Consider the following 16,620-nt stretch of genomic DNA (forward strand, 5'->3'; position numbering starts at 1 on the left):
AGACATGCTCAAAAAAGGGATATTTACATAATGTATAATACGAACCAGTTAAAATGATCAACTACCTATTAGTTTTCAAACCAAAAGGAGGAGAAAATATGAGTTACGGTGGTTCTTGTGGTTTTGGTGGAGGTTTCGCTTTATTAGTTGTATTATTTATTTTGTTAATTATCGTTGGATGCAGCTGCTGGGGCGGAGGGTACTAATTTTTAATTAGTCTCCACAAATGTAAACTAAAAAAACATAAAAGATACTTATGTATCGAAACAAATAAAAAAGGAGCAATTATGCTCCTTTTTTATTTGTTCTCAGATGAGTTCTGATTACATTTTGGGAATGTAATTGTCAAAGTGGTACCTTTATTAACAACGCTTCGGATTTTTAAACTACCTTGCATCGTTTCAATAATCTTAACAGCAACCATTGTACCTAAACCTGTACCTTTCGTTTTTGTACTAAAATACGGTTCGCCAAATCGATTTATTTGCTCTTGTGACATACCAATTCCGCTATCTTCAATTCGTATTATAACTTTATTATTACTAATAGATGAGGAGATATTTAAAGTGCCACCATTAGGCATTGCTTCAATACCATTTTTTATTAAGTTTAAAAAACATTGCTGAAAGTGCTGTTTATTTCCAACTATTGTTGCCGTAGAGAAATCTTTTGTAATATGTATTGTATTCATATTACATAAAGGTAAGATCATATTAATCACTCGATTTAACTCTTGTTCTACTGAAATCTCATCTAATTTTTCTGAAGCAGGTTTGGCAAACGTTAAATAATCATCAATTATTCCTTGGGCACGATGTAATTCTTCAAGTATATGCTTAATATACTCGTCTCTTGATTCTGGAGTTAAATTTGGTGTTTTTAAAAGTTGAGTAAATCCTTTTACAACAGTTAAGGGATTTCTTACTTCGTGCGATATACTGGCAGCTAGTTGACTGACAATTTCCATTTTTTCCATTTTAATCAACTTCGATCGCATACATACTGCATCTTTTAAAACTTCATTAAAATAAACTACAAACAACATTAAAGTAGTTGGTAATATTATGAAATAAATAATGTACAAATTATTCACTTCAAAATCTGATAAAGTTAATACAATTACAGTTGTAAATATTCCTAGAAAAAATGTTAAAAACATTGTATAAGCTACTTTGATTTTTCTATTATACGTATTAAATTTTGCGGATGCGAATGCTGTAATGATAAACATTGTGCCATAAACTAGTATTGTTAACATACTAAATCCATAAAATGAAAATCTTGTAATTAATAAAATAGCAAACAATATGATACCGACAGGGAAGCCACCATAAAGTGTACCTATTATAACTGGTATTTGTCTTAAATCATGAATGCAATTTTCATCCATATAGATAGGATAGCGCATACATAAAATAAGAGGGATACTCGTACAAAGTATAATAAGTAGTTTTTTATATTTCTTCAAATAGTGCCCGCTATCATATATAAAATAAAAAATAAAGATACTAATTAAAATGTAAAGAAGATTATTTAATACGTTTTGATTAATATAAACAAAGTCCATAATATTTGCCTCATTATTTTGAATTTCCTTTTCATATATATTATACATGATTATAGTATAATATATATATTTGATTAAATAATATAGGTTTATATTTTTTTAGTATCTGCCACGTTTACCCATTCTTCATATAATTCTTCAACTGATGCATATCGTTCAGTTCGGTTTTCATTTACAGCGCGATACGCTATTTCATATAAATCCATACTTGCTTCCCATTTTGTAAAGGAGCGATCTTTTCCACCCCCTAAAATTGTGAAAGCCATTGCACCCATATTAAATACATTTGTTTTCGCATCAATCATAGCGTTTAGCTCAAATTCTTCAGGAGACATAAAACGCGAGGAACCCCATAATCTTCCCATTTTATTTACGTATGGTTTTTTAGAATATAAATCAATATCACAAATTTTCGTCTCATTTGTATGAAAATCATATAAAATACTACCGTCATAAAAATCTATTGCTACATAGTTTTTCTTTTCGACATACGTATGGAAAGAAAAAATGGAATTTAAGGATTGAATTCGTTTCATAACAGATAAATGCTTAAATTTATAAAATGGAGACTTTGGATTATTATATTTCTCAGGAGGCGGGAAACTCCAATGCGAATGAAGACATTCACCATCAAACCAATCGAAAATCAATACATATCCAGATTGAACTGGAAAATGTTCAATTAGTTTTATAAGCGAGTCATGTTTTAATTCCTCGTATAGGGAAACTGAATTTCTTAATCGTTCAATAGCGTCGTTCATTGTTCCTTCGTATGCAATTGTTTGTGCCCCTGCGTATTTAATGAATTTCTTATGCCCATTTTTTTCTACACCAAAACTTATATTACCTGAATCTTGCTGGTCAAAAACTGCAAATACGGTTCCTAATTTCAATAGCCAATCAAAATTATGATGTTCTTTTAATTGGAATGTTATTTGATTCAACTGAATTTCAACTGGTTTAGCTTCCATAATATACCTCACATTTATTATAATTAAGTTGTATATTTCAGTATTCGACATATTTTGTAAAAATCCTATGTTACTCACATGGAATTTTATAAATATAATGATGAGTACTTATAGAAGGGTGAATAAAATGGAACAACAAATCGTTATTAAACCATATGAAAAAGAGTGGCATGAAGAGTATTTAATAGAAAAGGAGAAATTTATTTCTTTATTCGGAGGAGAATGTATTGCTATTGAACACATAGGGAGCACATCCGTACAAGGATTAGGAGCGAAACCCCTAATTGATATGATGATTGGTGTAACGGATTTGCAAATTATCGAAAAGTGGATTGGTGATCTATTAAAAATTGGATATGAGTATGTACCAAAGGAATCAACTAATTGGCGCTTTTTTAGAAAGGGAAAATGGAGAGCGGGTACCCATCATTTGCACGTTTATATTTATAATAGTGACGAATGGAAAAATAATCTTTTATTTCGAGACTTTCTAACAAAACATGAATGGGCACGTAATGAATATAGAGAATTAAAAGAGAAACTTGCAGCTACATATCCTTTTGATCGAGTTTCATATACAAGTGCAAAAGCGCCGTTTATTCAAAAGATATTAGAATTGGCCAAAACTCAAAAAATTTAATATTACAGATTCTTATCTGAAAAATTTTTAAAATCCCTTCCTACGTTATTTATAGGAAGGGATTTTTTATTTTGTCATAACGATATACATTATTTCTAATTATTGGAGACAGATTAGTTTATTTATTTCGATATTTCTAGTACATTGAAAATATTAAGGGGGAATTAAGCAATGAAAGCAATTGTACATCAATATAAAAAAGGGGCAGAGGGATTAGAATATAAATTTTCATCTGAAACAAATCCTAATGCTGGTGAAGTAAAAATAAAGTTAAAAGCTGCAGGATTAAATCATAGGGATTTATTTATTATAAACAATAGAAAAGAAATGGATCTGCCGTTAGTAATAGGGTCAGATGGTTCAGGAATTGTTACAGAAGTCGGAGAAGGTATTTCAAAAAAATTATTAAATAACGAGGTTATTATAAATCCTAGCATTGGATGGGAAAATATTGCCGAAGTACCAGAGTTACCAGAGGTGCTAGGTGGACCGAGAGATGGGACGTTTGCTGAATATGTGATTGTGCCAGCTGAAAATGTAGTAGCAAAACCGTCATATCTTACTTGGGAAGAGTCTGGCGTATTATCTTTATCGGCGTTAACTGCATTTAGAGCACTTTTTACAAAGGGTAGATTGAAATGTGGAGAACATGTTTTAATTCCGGGAATAGGCGGCGGTGTAGCGACATTTGCCATGTTATTTGCGAAAGCAATTGGCGCAAAAGTAAGTGTTACTTCAAGGATTGAGAACAAAAGAAAGTTTGCAGAAAAATATGGCGCAGACTTTTCTTTTAATAGTTCTGGAAATTGGGAAGAGATTTTACAAGGAGAGAAAGTAGATTTAATAATCGATAGTATAGGTCCAGCAACATTCTTAAACTATTTTGATGTATTGAAACCAAATGGAAGAATTGTTAATTTTGGTGCAAGTTCAGGAGATAAAATAGAATTGCCTTTAAGAGCGTTATTTTATAATCAAATTGATATTATGGGAACATCTATGGGTAGCCGTGAGGAATTTAATGAAATGATTAAGTTTATAGAGAAATATAAGATTAAACCAATTATGGATAAAGTTTATTCGTTAGAAGAAGCAGTTCAAGCGTTGAGCCGTATGGAACAGGGAGAACAGTTCGGTAATATCGCTCTACGTATAGAATAAAAATATGATTTAATAACCAATGTTTTTATATGGATATGTTATGTAATATACACACTTATAGTTTGTGGATCATTTGATTTAAAAGCTTTTTCAACTATATATATCTTTAATCCATATAAATAGTTACATAATTGTCAAATGAAAAATAGTAAAGTGAAAATCTAAATGTGTGTAAATGTTGTATACTGTGTAAATCAAGTAAACTTGTATCTTTATTTCAAGTAAAACAAGAAATTATAAGGAGAGAGTAATGTGAATTACACAGTATTTCAATGGATAAACAATTTAGCAGGTACATCTGCGCTCTTAGATGAGGTAATGATTGCTATTACAAATAGCGCTGCATATGTGGCTATTCTATTCATGTTTATCTTATGGTTTCATAACGGAAAGAAAGAGAATGCGATAAGAAAACAATATACAGTGTTGTATACGACACTTTCAGTAATAATTGCATTACTAGTAAATGTTTTTATTCATGTAGTATATTATCATCCACGTCCTTTTGTATCATATGATGTGAATCAATTAGTACCACATGCAGAAAACTCATCTTTTGTTAGTGATCATTCTGTACTTGTATTATCGATTGCATTTATTTTTATTCTTAGAGGAGAAAAGTTAAGATATATTGCACTTTTATGGGCGGTTTTAGTTTGTATATCACGTTTGTATGTAGGTGTTCATTTCCCTTTAGATGTAATGGGTGCAGCTGTAATAACAATTATAACAAGCAGTTTATTGTTGCAGAAAAAACGTATATTTGAACCAATTGCAAAACTTGTTTTCAAGGTGTATGCACTCGTAGCGAAACGAATTCCTTTTTTAGAGAAATATAACCATGTAGCTTAAATTTTATAACTAGCCTTTTATAGATTAGGAAAAAAATCCCCCTTTGGAAATCCAGAGGAGGATTTTTTGTTGTATACAAGTGAATAGATTGCTTGCAATAATAATTCGAGTGTTAGGCAGTAAGAGTAAAAAGAATGAATATTCTTAAATTTCACGTACTGTATTTTAAGTATTTTAATAAAATAACAATAACTAGTTTCACATTGTTTTAAAGGAATTAATAAGAAAACTTCGAAACATATAGTATCGAAAGCAAAAATTACTTATTTGAAAGCGCATCTGTGCATGTATCAATTAATAAAGAAAGGAGCGAAATATGCATAAACTTCAAACGAATAAAGGCGCGCGGTATTTTATGGTTGCTTTTATTATTTTGTTTCTTACTATGATTTTGCGTATATTTTATATTCAAGCAGTAGGGGTCGTGCATAATGTAAACGTCAAGGATCTTGCAACTGAACAACATAATAAAAATGGTGTTTTGGAAGCAAATCGTGGCACAATATATGACCAAACTGGAAAGGTACTAGTCCAAGATTCCACAACGTATCGTGTTGTTGTGAATTTAAAAGGAACAGATAAAGTGAAAAATAAAGATGAAACCGCAGGGCAATTAGCTGATGCGCTTGAAATTGATAAAGAAGATGTGCTAAAAAATTTTCATGAGGGGCGTACGCAAGTTGAAATTGGAAAAGTTGGTCGGAATTTATCTAGAGAAAAGAAAGAACAAATTAAAAAATTAAAAATCCCGGGTGTATCTTTTATGTCAGAGAAAGCAAGAGTGTATCCGAATGAAGATTTTGCATCTTATATACTTGGTTTTGCTAGACCAGACGATAAAGGAAATACAGAAGGGAAATTTGGACTTGAAAAAAGTTTGGATAAATATTTGCGCTCGACAAATGGGGAAATAGAATATGTAGGAGCACGAAGAGGTATCCCGCTTACAAATGATATAGGGAAAATAGAACCCGCTAAAAATGGAAATAACGTTTACCTTACGCTTGATAAACAAATTAATAGTTTTTTAGAAGAATCGATGAATAAGGCACAAGAGCACTATGATCCTTCCATGTTAGTAGGAATCATAGCGGATCCAAAGACAGGGAAAGTTTTAGCAATGTCTAGTAAACCCAGTTTTAATCCTAATAAAGGCGATATTGAATACTTTTTAAATGATCCAATCGCAAATGCATATGAACCAGGTTCAACAATGAAAATATTTACGTTAGCTGCTGCAATTAATGAAGGTGTATACAACGGGAAAGAATATTTTCAATCCGGAAAATATTCCGTTGGTTCATCGGATATAAAAGATCATAATGGTGGATTTGGATGGGGATCTATTACATTTGATGAAGGCTTTGAAAGATCATCAAACGTAGCTTTTTCTATTTTAGAAGATCAGTTATTAAAACCCGATAAATTTAAGCAATATATGAATAAATTTGGATTTAACCAAAAAACCGGAATAGATTTACCTGGTGAAAGTAAAAATACTTTATTATTAAGTACACAAATTCAACAAATCACAACTTCTTTTGGACAAGGTTCTACAGTAACTCCTATTCAATTAATCCAAGCTGCTACTGCTATAGCAAATGATGGGAAAATGATGCAACCATATATCGTTGACAAAGTTGTAAATCCAACAAACAAACAAGTTATTATGGAAAATCAACCGAAAGAAATTGGGAATCCGATAAAAAAAGAGACAGCGAACAAGGTAAGAGACTTAATGGAACGTGTTATTACGTCTTCAAAAGGGACCGGTACAATGTATAAAGTGGATGGTTATCCAATTGGAGGTAAGACAGGAACAGCGCAAATTCCGAATCCTGAAAATGGACGATATATGGAAGGGAAAGAAAATTATATTTTTTCATTTTTAGGTATGGCTCCGATTGATGACCCAGAGTTAATTGTATACTTAGCTATTAAGCAGCCAAAGTTAAAGGGAGACGAGTATGGAGCTCAGCCGCTTGCTGAAATATTTAAACCAGTTATCAAAAATAGCCTTGAATATTTAAAAGTGAAACCATTTACAGAACAACAAATGACAGATGCAACGAAACGATCTCAATTAAAAGTACAAAATTATGTCAACCAATCAATAGATGCAGTAGAGAATAGTGTAAAAAAAGAGAAACTCCAGCCGATAATTTTAGGAGAAGAAAAAATCAAAAAACAATATCCGCAGTCTGGTGAAGTAATGAGTGAAGGGGATCGTATATTTTTATTAGGAAGCAACCCCAAAATGTCAAATTTAAAAGGTTGGTCCATGCGTGATGTTATGTATTTCTCTAAACTATTAAAATTAGATTTAAAAACTTCAGGGACAGGCTATGTAACGAGTCAAAGCATTGAAAAGGGACAAGATATACAAGAAGGCGATATATTAGAACTAGAATTAGAACCACCATTACAACCGTTAGCAGAGGCGAATACAAATTAATTTGGGCAATGTAAAGAGTCTATATACAATAGGCTCTTTTTTATAGATGTAAGTAATTTCACGCACCGTAATTTTTAGAAAAAAATAATAAATAAGAGAATTAACAGTTACGTATCACTAAATATCTGATTATTTTTTATTTACAGTTAAAAGTAATTGTGATAATATGGAAAAAATAAATGCGGTGAAGAGAAGAGTAAATAAAATGAATTTTTCACAGAGAGCTCCATTTAGCTGAAAAGGAGTAAAAATTCTTTATTGAACCAAGCCTCTGAGCAGCGCATCGGAACCTATTATTAGGGGATGGTGTGACGGGAGCTCCCGTTATAGAGATAAGGTATAAGCATGAATCAAAATGCAGTACCTGATAAGGTTAATATGGTGACATATTAACAAACTAGGGTGGCACCGCGATGATAAATCTCGTCCCTAAGACTAAAAGTCTTGGGGGTGGGATTTTTTTATTGGTTTAAAACAATTTGGAAAGCGGGGCCTAAAATGAAAAACTTACTTAAAAATTGGAAATATCCTTTATTACTACTGTTCGGAGTTGGTATTGCGAATTTAGGGGCATGGATTTACTTAATAGCACTGAATGTACTTGTCTATCATATGGGTGGCTCAGCCTTAGCAGTTGCTACTTTATATGTAATTAAACCATTAGCCGCTTTATTTACAAACGCTTGGTCAGGAAGTATGATTGATCGTTTAAATAAACGGAAGTTAATGATTCACCTCGATATATATCGCGCGGTATTTATCGCTATTTTACCTTTACTTCCATCACTTTGGATGGTTTATGTGTTCGTATTCTTTATAAGTATGGCCAGTGCGATTTATGAACCAACTGCTATGACATATATGACTAAATTAATTCCAATTGAGAAAAGACAACGTTTCAACTCATTGCGTAGTTTAATAGGATCTGGTGCTTCTGTAATTGGTCCATCGATAGCGGGAGCATTGTTAATAGCAAATACATCAGAGTTTGCTATATATATGAATGCTATAGCATTTCTCTTATCAGGAGTAATTACATTACTGTTACCTAATCTTGATAAAAAACCTGATATTATTACCTCAAATGATAAGTTATCTTTAGCTGTACTAAAAAAAGATTGGAACATCGTTTTAAATTTCAGTAAAAAATCTTTATATATCGTTTTTGTGTACTTCTTATTTCAAGGAATGATGGTTTTAGTGGCCGCTACTGATTCACTTGAATTGTCATTTGCAAAAGAAGTTTTATTGTTAACAGATAGTGAATATGGCTTTTTAGTTAGTATCGCTGGAGCCGGCTTTATTTTAGGAGCAATAACAAATACAATTTTATCAAAAAAATTAACACCTTCATTTTTAATTGGAATAGGATCAGTATTCATCGCAATCGGTTATATAATTTATGCTTTTTCAAATGAGTTTTTAATGGCTGCAATTGGATTCTTTCTTTTATCTTTCTCTATGGCGTATGCAAATACAGGGTTTAACACTTTTTATCAAAATAATGTCCCTGTCCATATAATGGGACGGATTGGGGGCATATATGGCTTATTTATTGCAGGTATCACCATTTTAATTACGATTTTGTTTGGAGTTGCAACCCAATTTATTTCTATACAACTTGTAGTTATTATAGGATCTTTAGTAATGCTACTTATTACTATCATATTGTGTGTGTTTACTTTATTACCTTCACATTCTAAGGCGCATTCTTCTGAGTCAATACATTCGAAATAGTTTTAGAATTTACGGTGTTATATAGGAGGGTTCACCCTCCTATACATGGAAATATAAGAAGGGTGAACAATATTGATGAACAAGGGTGATTTTTATAATGAAAACAAAAGATCAAATAGACAATATTGTAAAAGAAATACATCGGCATATAGATTTTTCAGGGGTAATTTTAGTGAAAGAGGAAAAAAGCTTAGTCTATGAAGAGGCGTTTGGTTATGCAAATCGAAATGAATGTATAAACAATACACTACAAACTAGATTCGGAATTGCCTCGGGATGTAAAATCTTCACAGCAATTGGAATCTGTCAACTTGTTGAAAGGGGTATAATTACTTTTCATACAAAGTTAAAAGATTGTTTAAGTATTGAATTCCCAAATTTCAATGAAGATATTACAATACATCACCTTCTGACGCATAGTTCGGGTATTCCAGATTATTTTGATGAAAGTATTTTGGATAACTTTGAGGATCTTTGGAAAGAAACTCCTATGTATCTATTAAAAAGTTTAAAAGACTTTTTACCATTATTTCAAAACAGAGATATGATGTTTGCACCAGGAAGTAAGTTTCACTACAATAATGCAGGGTTTATCATACTTGGATTAATAATCGAAGAACAGACAGAACTTACATTTACGGAGTATATAGAAAAAAACATATTTAAACCAATCGATATGAATGATTCTGGCTATTTTTCTTTAGATAGATTACCAAGACACACAGCAATTGGATATATACAAGATGAAATTAGCCAGACATGGAGAACAAATGCTTACTCTATTCCGATAAAAGGTGGTTCTGATGGTGGAGCCTTTATTACTGCGCCAGACATGCTGAAGTTCTGGGAAGCGTTATTTAACTATGAAATCATAAGCCGAGAATATACAAAAATACTTTTAACTCCTCACATTCAAGTAAATAAGAATCAGTCTTACGGCTATGGAGTATGGATTGAAACAAGAGATAACAAGGTATTTAAATATCATGTAATGGGATATGATCCAGGCGTCAGTTTTCGCTCAGCCGTATATCCAGACTTAGGAATTACATTAGTTATTCCGTCAAATAAAGGGGCGGGACCCGAAAAATTAATGAAAGAAATAGAAGGAGCTTTTTAATTATATGGATATAGAAATTAGAGCGTATAAAAAAGAGGATGAAACCGGTTGGGTACGTTGTCGTGTGTTATCTTTTTTAGATACAGCTTATTACGATAATGTGTTTAGAGAGAAAGAAAAATATGAACATCCTGCTATTGAATTAGTAGCTGTATATGAAAATCAAATTGTGGGTCTAATAGATATCGAATATGAATTAGAAGAACGTACAGTTTGTTCAAGAGGAACTGGCCTTGGCGGTATGATTTGGCATATTGCAGTTCATCCGGATTTTCGTAGAAGGACAATGGGTGATCAACTATTATATAAAGCAGAAAAGTTAGTAAAAGAACATAACCTAAATCGCCTGGAAGCATGGACTAGGGACAATTTATGGGTTCATGGATGGTATGAAAAGAACGGATTTGTAAACGTAGACTCCTATTTACACGTATATAGCGATCATACTGACGAGATGAAAGGTGTAATGAAAAGTAATATAGATCAGTTATATCCAGTTCAAACATTTGCTCATTATACAGGTGAAAATAAAGAAGACATAAGAAAACAATTTAAACGGGTTCATGATTGTTTTTGTTTTGAAAAGTATTTTAGTTAACAATTCATACGGGTTAAAGGATATATTTGTTTTGAATAAAGATGATAGCAGACGTACGAGTCAAAAATACGTCTGTTTACTTTTGTAAATAATACTAATAACTATTACATTATGTAACGTAATTAATAGATGGTAGTATAATCGAAAAATATATAATAAACTAACAAAAAAGTGTAAATACATTCATCACTTGTTTATCAATGCTGTGAACGGTAATACTAAATAACATTGAACTTTTATAACAAGGGATGATAATATGATATTCATTTACACAGATTTCGGCGGAACACATTCAACTGCACTCGCTGCAGCTTATCATTTAAATAAATTACCAACGGATCGCAAGCTAACAAAAGAAGAAATATTAAATGTAGAATACTTTAATAAATTGAAAACTGAAGATATGGGGAAAATTATTTTTCATGGAATAGATGAAAATGGTAACCCGGTTTATACAATTGGATGCGGCGCATCAAAAGTCGTTGTACCTGCGATGAAGCATTTAGGAGAAATTCTGCAAAAGCATTATCAAAGTCATGAAAAGATTATTTTTTCTAATACATCACCAACAGTGCCTTTACCAATGACTTTTGGCGGTCTGTTTTCTAGAAGATTTCATATTGACTTTATTGGTGTACCACTACTTGTATGGGGAGCAAAACTTAGTTGTGATAATGTACAAAGACTTGTTAGTTATACGAAAGAAGCCGGACGATTAACAAATGATTATGTTGTGATTTTAGATAATGAAACTTTTAAATAATGTATGATAAAAAGAAAATCGAGCAAATTTCTTGATTTTCTTTTTAATTTGTGAAAAAGACAAGAAATATTCACATTTATCATCTATCTACTATAGCCAAAACAATAAAGTCCTGTTACTATTACAGGGATATTCTCTTTTCATAACATAAATATATAGAAAAATTAGAAAAGAGGAATTGAATTAAGGGAGGAACAACATGAAGCGTGTTGCTTGGATTACTGATAGTACAACTGCGAGTTTTACAACAGAAGGAGATAACTTTGTTATCCCAATTGAAGTTATTATTGATGGTGTGTCGTACAAAGATTGTGAAGAAGGTGTGCGTGAGCGCGTTTATAATGCTTTGAACGAAGGTAAAACTGTCACTACATCACAGCCTAACATAGGGGAAATGGTAGATTTATTTTCGAAGTGCAAAGAAGAATATGAAGAGGGATTTGCAGTTGCTATTAGCGGAAAAGTAAGTGGAACCTATCAAAACATGAAATTAGCTGCAGAAATGGCAGGTTTCCCATTAACGGTATTAGATAGTGAAACAACAAGCTATCCAATGGATGAACTAATTAGAAAAGCGAAATCGTTATACAATGATGGTATGACTTTACAAGATATACACAAAACATTAGTAGATGAAAAAAGAAGACCTTTCCACGTATTCCCGAAAAGTTTAAAAGGCCTTTATGCAAGTGGACGTGTAAAGGGAGTTCAATTTTTACTTGGAAGTTTATTAAGTGTCAACTTAATATTAGAAGTAAAAGGTGGAGAACTTTTACTTGAAAAGAAAGTTCGCAAAATCCAAAAATGTCGAGAATACATTAAAAATGAACTTGAAAAAGAGTTACCAAGAGTACTTCATATGTTCCATGCTAACGATAAAGATGGAGCTGAAGAATGGATTACAGATATTAAAAAATCATTCCCAGAAATGGATTTTAAACTGTATCCATTACCAATTTCATTTGCGGTTCATGCAGGTGAAGGTACAATAGCAATTAGTTATTAAGAAGAAAACCCGTGAATAATTCGCGGGTTTTTTTATTTAAAAATGGTGCACACCACGCCGCCATCAGGTGGAAGTTTTATAGCGCTTTAGAACGAAATTTGTGTTAACTCGAAACAAAAATTTTATTTTATCGCTTTAGGGAGCAAGCGCAATCCCTTGACTTGATTTGAAATTAAAAATATAACCCTTTGCCTACTGGTTGAACAGTTTCTAGTACAATATCAACCATTTCTTGATTAATTAGGGTTCTTATAATCCAAGCTGAGAGTTCTTGAGCAGCAAAACAACCCGCAGCAGTTGAAATATTTCCTTCATTTACGAAACTTTTTTCAATAACGTCTACACCAAATTCTTTAAGTTGTTCTACTGCGGATGGATATGTAGTTGCTTTTTTGCCAGTTAACAATTTTTTAGCTCCTAATAGTAGTGAACCAGAACACATAGATCCTATTAATTGTCTTTGAGGATTTACATGAATGCTATGAAGATATTCTTGATTTTTATATAAATCTTGTACACCCTTACCACTTGCAAATATTACAGCGTCAGCAGATGGAATATCAGATAGGCTTCCTGTCATCGGAATACGCAAACCAGACATGGAAATATGAGTTTTTTCCGTTCCTAATAGTTGGACATTCCAATCAGAAATACCGCCAACTAAACGTACACGATTTAATAAATCCCATGGTAGAAAAACATCTATATCAGTAAAGTTATCGAAACAGACTATTGCAATTTTCATTTTCTACTCCCCCATTACTGTTGTTAACGTTACCAATTAAATTTTCTAACAAAAAATTGCTTTAACAACTGATTCTAACTCCATATGTATGTCCCTTTATTTACAATATAAACTTCTCCTTTTTATGTTCTATATTAAGTTATAAATCCCTGTATATTCCATGCGTATGAAAGGGGGGTTAGCGATTTTTTGTACAAAACCAAGATCTGTAGCAATAACTTGTAAGGTATTGGGGATGAGAATCTTTAAAATTCTAAAGGAAATCACACATACAAATAGAAATAAAACCGTCATCCTTCTTATAAATTTACAGATAGAAACACATTTTTCTTTTTTAGGGGGGCTTTGTTTCATTAGCTTACTAATATATATATAAATTGCCAGCAATCAATAAATCATATGATTTTTATAATTTTTGTAAAATAATTTTGACGTATTTATTTTTTCAATATAAAATAATATTCGTTCATCCAAATTTAACCAACAGCATATAAAAGATATATCTTTTTATATGCATAGGTATGTATCTTTTTAGTTTTAAGGGGGAAGGGTTAATATGAAAGTAAAGAAACTAGTTACGCTTGCAGTACCATTTATGCTATTAGTAGGTTGTGGATCTGAGAAAACAGATGCAAAGCCGAAAGAAAAAGTGGAATCAAAAGCAGAAACAAAAGAGAAGTTATCGAAAGACAAGTATCCTGATCGAATAACAGCTATATCTACCGAATTCTTGCAGAAAGTCACTGAAAAGTCTGAAACAGCAAAGGATAGAACAACCAGTGATAATGAAGTATCTAAGAAAATATTAGCACAAGTAAAGGATATACAGAAAATCATTAAGAAGTTTGATACTATTGAACCGCCAGTAGAGTATCGAGATGCCCATAAAGACATATTAAAAGCAGTAGATTGTTATAAAGAAGCATATTCGATTCAAGAAGAAATATTAACATCAGACAAGAAAGCAGACGAGAAAGAACTTAAGGATAAAGCAGTAAATTCAAAAGACTTACTAAAAAAAGGTTCTGAACTTTGGGTATCTGGTTACAAGCCAATTCAAGATGCGATAGTAGGTAAAACGAATGAAATTAAGGATAACTCTGACTCTAAAACTGATAGTCTTTCAACTTCTGATACTTCTACTCTTAGTAATAAAGATGTGCAACTATCAATAAGTGGTAAAGAGTTAGTAGGGGAATGGGGCAGCTATGAAGGTTCTGAATTCATCAAAGCAGTTGAGTTTCTTGAGGATGGTACATATATCGCTTATGATGACAAAGGTAAAACACCCTATGAGCAAAACCATATGGAAGGAAGCTGGTTCTACACTCAAGAAAAAAACCAAGTATCTTTAACGGCGAAAGAAGTTGTAAAAAACGGGAATAAGATTGATACAAGTCAGTTAAAAGTAGCAGTAGACTACAAGGTTGATTCCTTTAAAGACAATTCGTTCAAAATGACAGACGCAAAGGGAAACAGTCTACAAGCAGAAAAACGTAAGTAATTCATGCAAAGTATGTACGCTATTTGATTTTAATTCATTCAAAAAAGACATTTACTTTTTCAGTAAGTGCCTTTTTTATATCAAAGAAACAAATCCGCTTTCTCTTTAATTCATTAAGCTTAAGTTACAGTTATAGTATAAGCGAGTTGAGGAGAGCTATGCAGGAATAAAAAATATTAAAAGCTTTATTCCAAAAGTGACTAGCGAAACAGCTATATATCTGTCTTAAATGTTTAGAATGTTTCGTTGATTAAATGAACTTTTTTAAACATTTTATGTTTTGTGAAGAGGGAAATGGATATTGAATCCTTTAACAAAAGAGAAAGGGAGTATATTTCTTTCTTTTTATACAAATTATTAAGGGTGAAATACTTATGAAATAAGTAGCTTTTACTAAGAGATTATAAATTGTTGAGGTGATTGAATACATGCCAAAGTTAGATGTAGAGGGGTGTAACCTTTACTACATAGTAAAAGGAAAAGGGACGCCTATCATTTTTATCCACCCACCTACACTTACTTGTGAAAATTTTGAATATCAACTAGAAGAATTATCTAGAAATTTTAAAGTAATCGCTTTTGATGTTAGAGGACATGGCAACAGTCAGAGTTCAAGTCAGCCAATTACGTATTCACTAATTGCTAAAGATATGAAGAGTTTACTGGATTATTTGGAAATAAAAAAGTCTTTTGTATGTGGGTATTCAACAGGAAGCTCAGTTGCCTTGGAATTTTTATTAACATATCCCGAAAATAGTTTAGGTGGGATTCTAATAGGTGGAATGTCAGAAGTGCGTCAAGGCTATTTAAAAAATAAGATTTCTCTTGGTGTCCAATTGGCGAAAGCAAGAGCAATTTCATTTTTAGCATTTTCCATTTCTTAGGGGAATTCAAATACAAATAAATTATTCAAAAAAATGTTTCGAGAAGCTCGGAAAGGTAATGCCAAAAATATTGAACAATATTATCGCTACAGTTTGCAATATAATTGTACCAATCAACTTAAAGACATTCATCTACCTGTGTTGTTGGTTTATGGAGAAAATGACAAAACTTTTTATAGTCATGCAAACTTACTACATGAAGAATTGCCATGTAATGAATTAAGATTTATTACTGGTGCAAAACATCAAATACCAACAAAAGCGGCTACAGAGTTAAATCAAATGATTGAGCAGTTTGTTTGTACTCATTCTAAGGTGCTTAAAGAAGTTCTTAAATCATAAAGTATTATCTCAAATCCTAAAGGGGATTTGAAATTTATATTTTCAAAAAGGATAACGGTATAAGTTTTGTTTCTAGCTTAAAAAAATTATGATTAGCAGTAAATCAATTAGAAATGAAATTGTGGAAATAGGGGATTTCTAAAAGTGAAGATTTAAAAAAGTACCCCATGAACCTAATGGACAATGAAGGTATGAGTTAGAGGAAGATACATAACAATTAACAAGTGGGGATGTTGAAAAATTAATTCGGATCACCATATCCAAAAAAGAAAATT

14 protein-coding genes, 1 pseudogene and 1 other annotated feature are annotated in these 16,620 nt (G+C 31.8%); of the genes and pseudogenes, 12 read left to right on the top strand and 3 right to left on the bottom strand.

The features are described 5' to 3' along the window. The first annotated feature begins 98 nt into the window (after positions 1–98). Positions 99–206: a YjcZ family sporulation protein gene (locus V7S50_RS14445; protein ID WP_000120182.1), complete on the top strand. Its 108-nt coding sequence runs from the start codon at positions 99–101 to the stop codon at positions 204–206. 92 nt (positions 207–298) lie between these two features. Here V7S50_RS14445 and V7S50_RS14450 read toward each other — a convergent pair whose 3' ends face one another. Both V7S50_RS14450 and V7S50_RS14455 read right to left on the bottom strand, forming a co-directional pair. After that, positions 299–1,567 (bottom strand): sensor histidine kinase, encoded by a 1,269-nt coding sequence (locus V7S50_RS14450; protein ID WP_063223498.1) that lies wholly within the window; start codon positions 1,565–1,567, stop codon positions 299–301. A gap of 89 nt (positions 1,568–1,656) precedes the next feature. Beyond that, a complete protein-coding gene (locus tag V7S50_RS14455) occupies positions 1,657–2,538 on the bottom strand; it encodes a protein kinase domain-containing protein (RefSeq protein ID WP_242253444.1) in 882 nt (293 codons plus the stop codon). Positions 2,539–2,665: 127 nt separating this feature from the next. Here V7S50_RS14455 and V7S50_RS14460 point away from each other — a divergent pair, with 127 nt between their 5' ends. From V7S50_RS14460 to V7S50_RS14500, 9 genes are all read left to right on the top strand, one after another. After that, the gene (locus tag V7S50_RS14460; protein ID WP_242253445.1) at positions 2,666–3,178 is read left to right on the top strand and encodes a GrpB family protein; all 513 of its coding nucleotides are present in this window, start codon (positions 2,666–2,668) and stop codon (positions 3,176–3,178) included. A 171-nt stretch (positions 3,179–3,349) separates the two neighbouring features. After that, on the top strand, positions 3,350–4,339 hold the full coding sequence (locus tag V7S50_RS14465; RefSeq protein ID WP_242253446.1) for a zinc-binding dehydrogenase: 990 nt from the start codon (positions 3,350–3,352) through the stop codon (positions 4,337–4,339). 252 nt (positions 4,340–4,591) lie between these two features. Beyond that, positions 4,592–5,191: an undecaprenyl-diphosphatase gene (locus V7S50_RS14470; protein WP_242253447.1), complete on the top strand. Its 600-nt coding sequence runs from the start codon at positions 4,592–4,594 to the stop codon at positions 5,189–5,191. Positions 5,192–5,507: 316 nt separating this feature from the next. Further along, positions 5,508–7,646 (top strand): penicillin-binding protein, encoded by a 2,139-nt coding sequence (locus tag V7S50_RS14475; protein ID WP_242253449.1) that lies wholly within the window; start codon positions 5,508–5,510, stop codon positions 7,644–7,646. Between the two features lie 175 nt (positions 7,647–7,821). Further along, positions 7,822–8,080: a binding site (T-box leader), on the top strand. Between the two features lie 64 nt (positions 8,081–8,144). After that, entirely contained in the window at positions 8,145–9,383 is a 1,239-nt protein-coding gene (locus tag V7S50_RS14480; RefSeq protein ID WP_242253450.1) for an MFS transporter, read from the top strand. A gap of 97 nt (positions 9,384–9,480) precedes the next feature. After that, entirely contained in the window at positions 9,481–10,503 is a 1,023-nt protein-coding gene (locus V7S50_RS14485; protein ID WP_242253451.1) for a serine hydrolase domain-containing protein, read from the top strand. Between the two features lie 4 nt (positions 10,504–10,507). Next, on the top strand, positions 10,508–11,101 hold the full coding sequence (locus V7S50_RS14490; protein WP_242253452.1) for a GNAT family N-acetyltransferase: 594 nt from the start codon (positions 10,508–10,510) through the stop codon (positions 11,099–11,101). Between the two features lie 256 nt (positions 11,102–11,357). Then, positions 11,358–11,864 carry a DUF3189 family protein gene (locus tag V7S50_RS14495; protein WP_242253453.1) on the top strand — a complete coding sequence of 169 codons (507 nt, stop codon included), beginning with the start codon at positions 11,358–11,360 and terminating at the stop codon, positions 11,862–11,864. Positions 11,865–12,063: 199 nt separating this feature from the next. Further along, complete coding sequence (locus V7S50_RS14500) at positions 12,064–12,870, top strand: DegV family protein (protein WP_242253455.1); 807 nt, start codon at positions 12,064–12,066, stop codon at positions 12,868–12,870. Positions 12,871–13,042: 172 nt separating this feature from the next. On the opposite strand, the gene V7S50_RS14505 is transcribed toward V7S50_RS14500, so the two are convergent. Continuing rightward, complete coding sequence (locus V7S50_RS14505) at positions 13,043–13,615, bottom strand: DJ-1/PfpI family protein (RefSeq protein WP_098557408.1); 573 nt, start codon at positions 13,613–13,615, stop codon at positions 13,043–13,045. Positions 13,616–14,171: 556 nt separating this feature from the next. Between V7S50_RS14505 and V7S50_RS14510 the strand changes: the two genes are divergently transcribed. Together V7S50_RS14510 and V7S50_RS14515 are read left to right on the top strand one after the other, a co-directional pair. Then, the gene (locus V7S50_RS14510) at positions 14,172–15,119 is read left to right on the top strand and encodes a DUF3994 domain-containing protein (RefSeq protein WP_242253456.1); all 948 of its coding nucleotides are present in this window, start codon (positions 14,172–14,174) and stop codon (positions 15,117–15,119) included. A 428-nt stretch (positions 15,120–15,547) separates the two neighbouring features. Beyond that, a pseudogene (locus V7S50_RS14515) lies at positions 15,548–16,345 on the top strand (alpha/beta fold hydrolase). Positions 16,346–16,620: the final 275 nt, after the last annotated feature.

The organism is Bacillus sp. CCNWLW194 (assembly GCF_037120585.1).
In the GTDB taxonomy this organism is placed as follows: domain Bacteria; phylum Bacillota; class Bacilli; order Bacillales; family Bacillaceae_G; genus Bacillus_A; species Bacillus_A basilensis.

What these genes read in the sequence shown, in the direction of transcription:
- V7S50_RS14445 (WP_000120182.1), top strand. Translation starts at nt 99, where the DNA reads ATGAGTTACGGTGGTTCTTGTGGTTTTGGTGGAGGTTTCGCTTTATTA.
- V7S50_RS14450 (WP_063223498.1), bottom strand. Translation starts at nt 1,567, where the DNA reads ATGGACTTTGTTTATATTAATCAAAACGTATTAAATAATCTTCTTTAC.
- V7S50_RS14455 (WP_242253444.1), bottom strand. Translation starts at nt 2,538, where the DNA reads ATGGAAGCTAAACCAGTTGAAATTCAGTTGAATCAAATAACATTCCAA.
- V7S50_RS14460 (WP_242253445.1), top strand. Translation starts at nt 2,666, where the DNA reads ATGGAACAACAAATCGTTATTAAACCATATGAAAAAGAGTGGCATGAA.
- V7S50_RS14465 (WP_242253446.1), top strand. Translation starts at nt 3,350, where the DNA reads ATGAAAGCAATTGTACATCAATATAAAAAAGGGGCAGAGGGATTAGAA.
- V7S50_RS14475 (WP_242253449.1), top strand. Translation starts at nt 5,508, where the DNA reads ATGCATAAACTTCAAACGAATAAAGGCGCGCGGTATTTTATGGTTGCT.
- V7S50_RS14480 (WP_242253450.1), top strand. Translation starts at nt 8,145, where the DNA reads ATGAAAAACTTACTTAAAAATTGGAAATATCCTTTATTACTACTGTTC.
- V7S50_RS14485 (WP_242253451.1), top strand. Translation starts at nt 9,481, where the DNA reads ATGAAAACAAAAGATCAAATAGACAATATTGTAAAAGAAATACATCGG.
- V7S50_RS14490 (WP_242253452.1), top strand. Translation starts at nt 10,508, where the DNA reads ATGGATATAGAAATTAGAGCGTATAAAAAAGAGGATGAAACCGGTTGG.
- V7S50_RS14495 (WP_242253453.1), top strand. Translation starts at nt 11,358, where the DNA reads ATGATATTCATTTACACAGATTTCGGCGGAACACATTCAACTGCACTC.
- V7S50_RS14500 (WP_242253455.1), top strand. Translation starts at nt 12,064, where the DNA reads ATGAAGCGTGTTGCTTGGATTACTGATAGTACAACTGCGAGTTTTACA.
- V7S50_RS14505 (WP_098557408.1), bottom strand. Translation starts at nt 13,615, where the DNA reads ATGAAAATTGCAATAGTCTGTTTCGATAACTTTACTGATATAGATGTT.
- V7S50_RS14510 (WP_242253456.1), top strand. Translation starts at nt 14,172, where the DNA reads ATGAAAGTAAAGAAACTAGTTACGCTTGCAGTACCATTTATGCTATTA.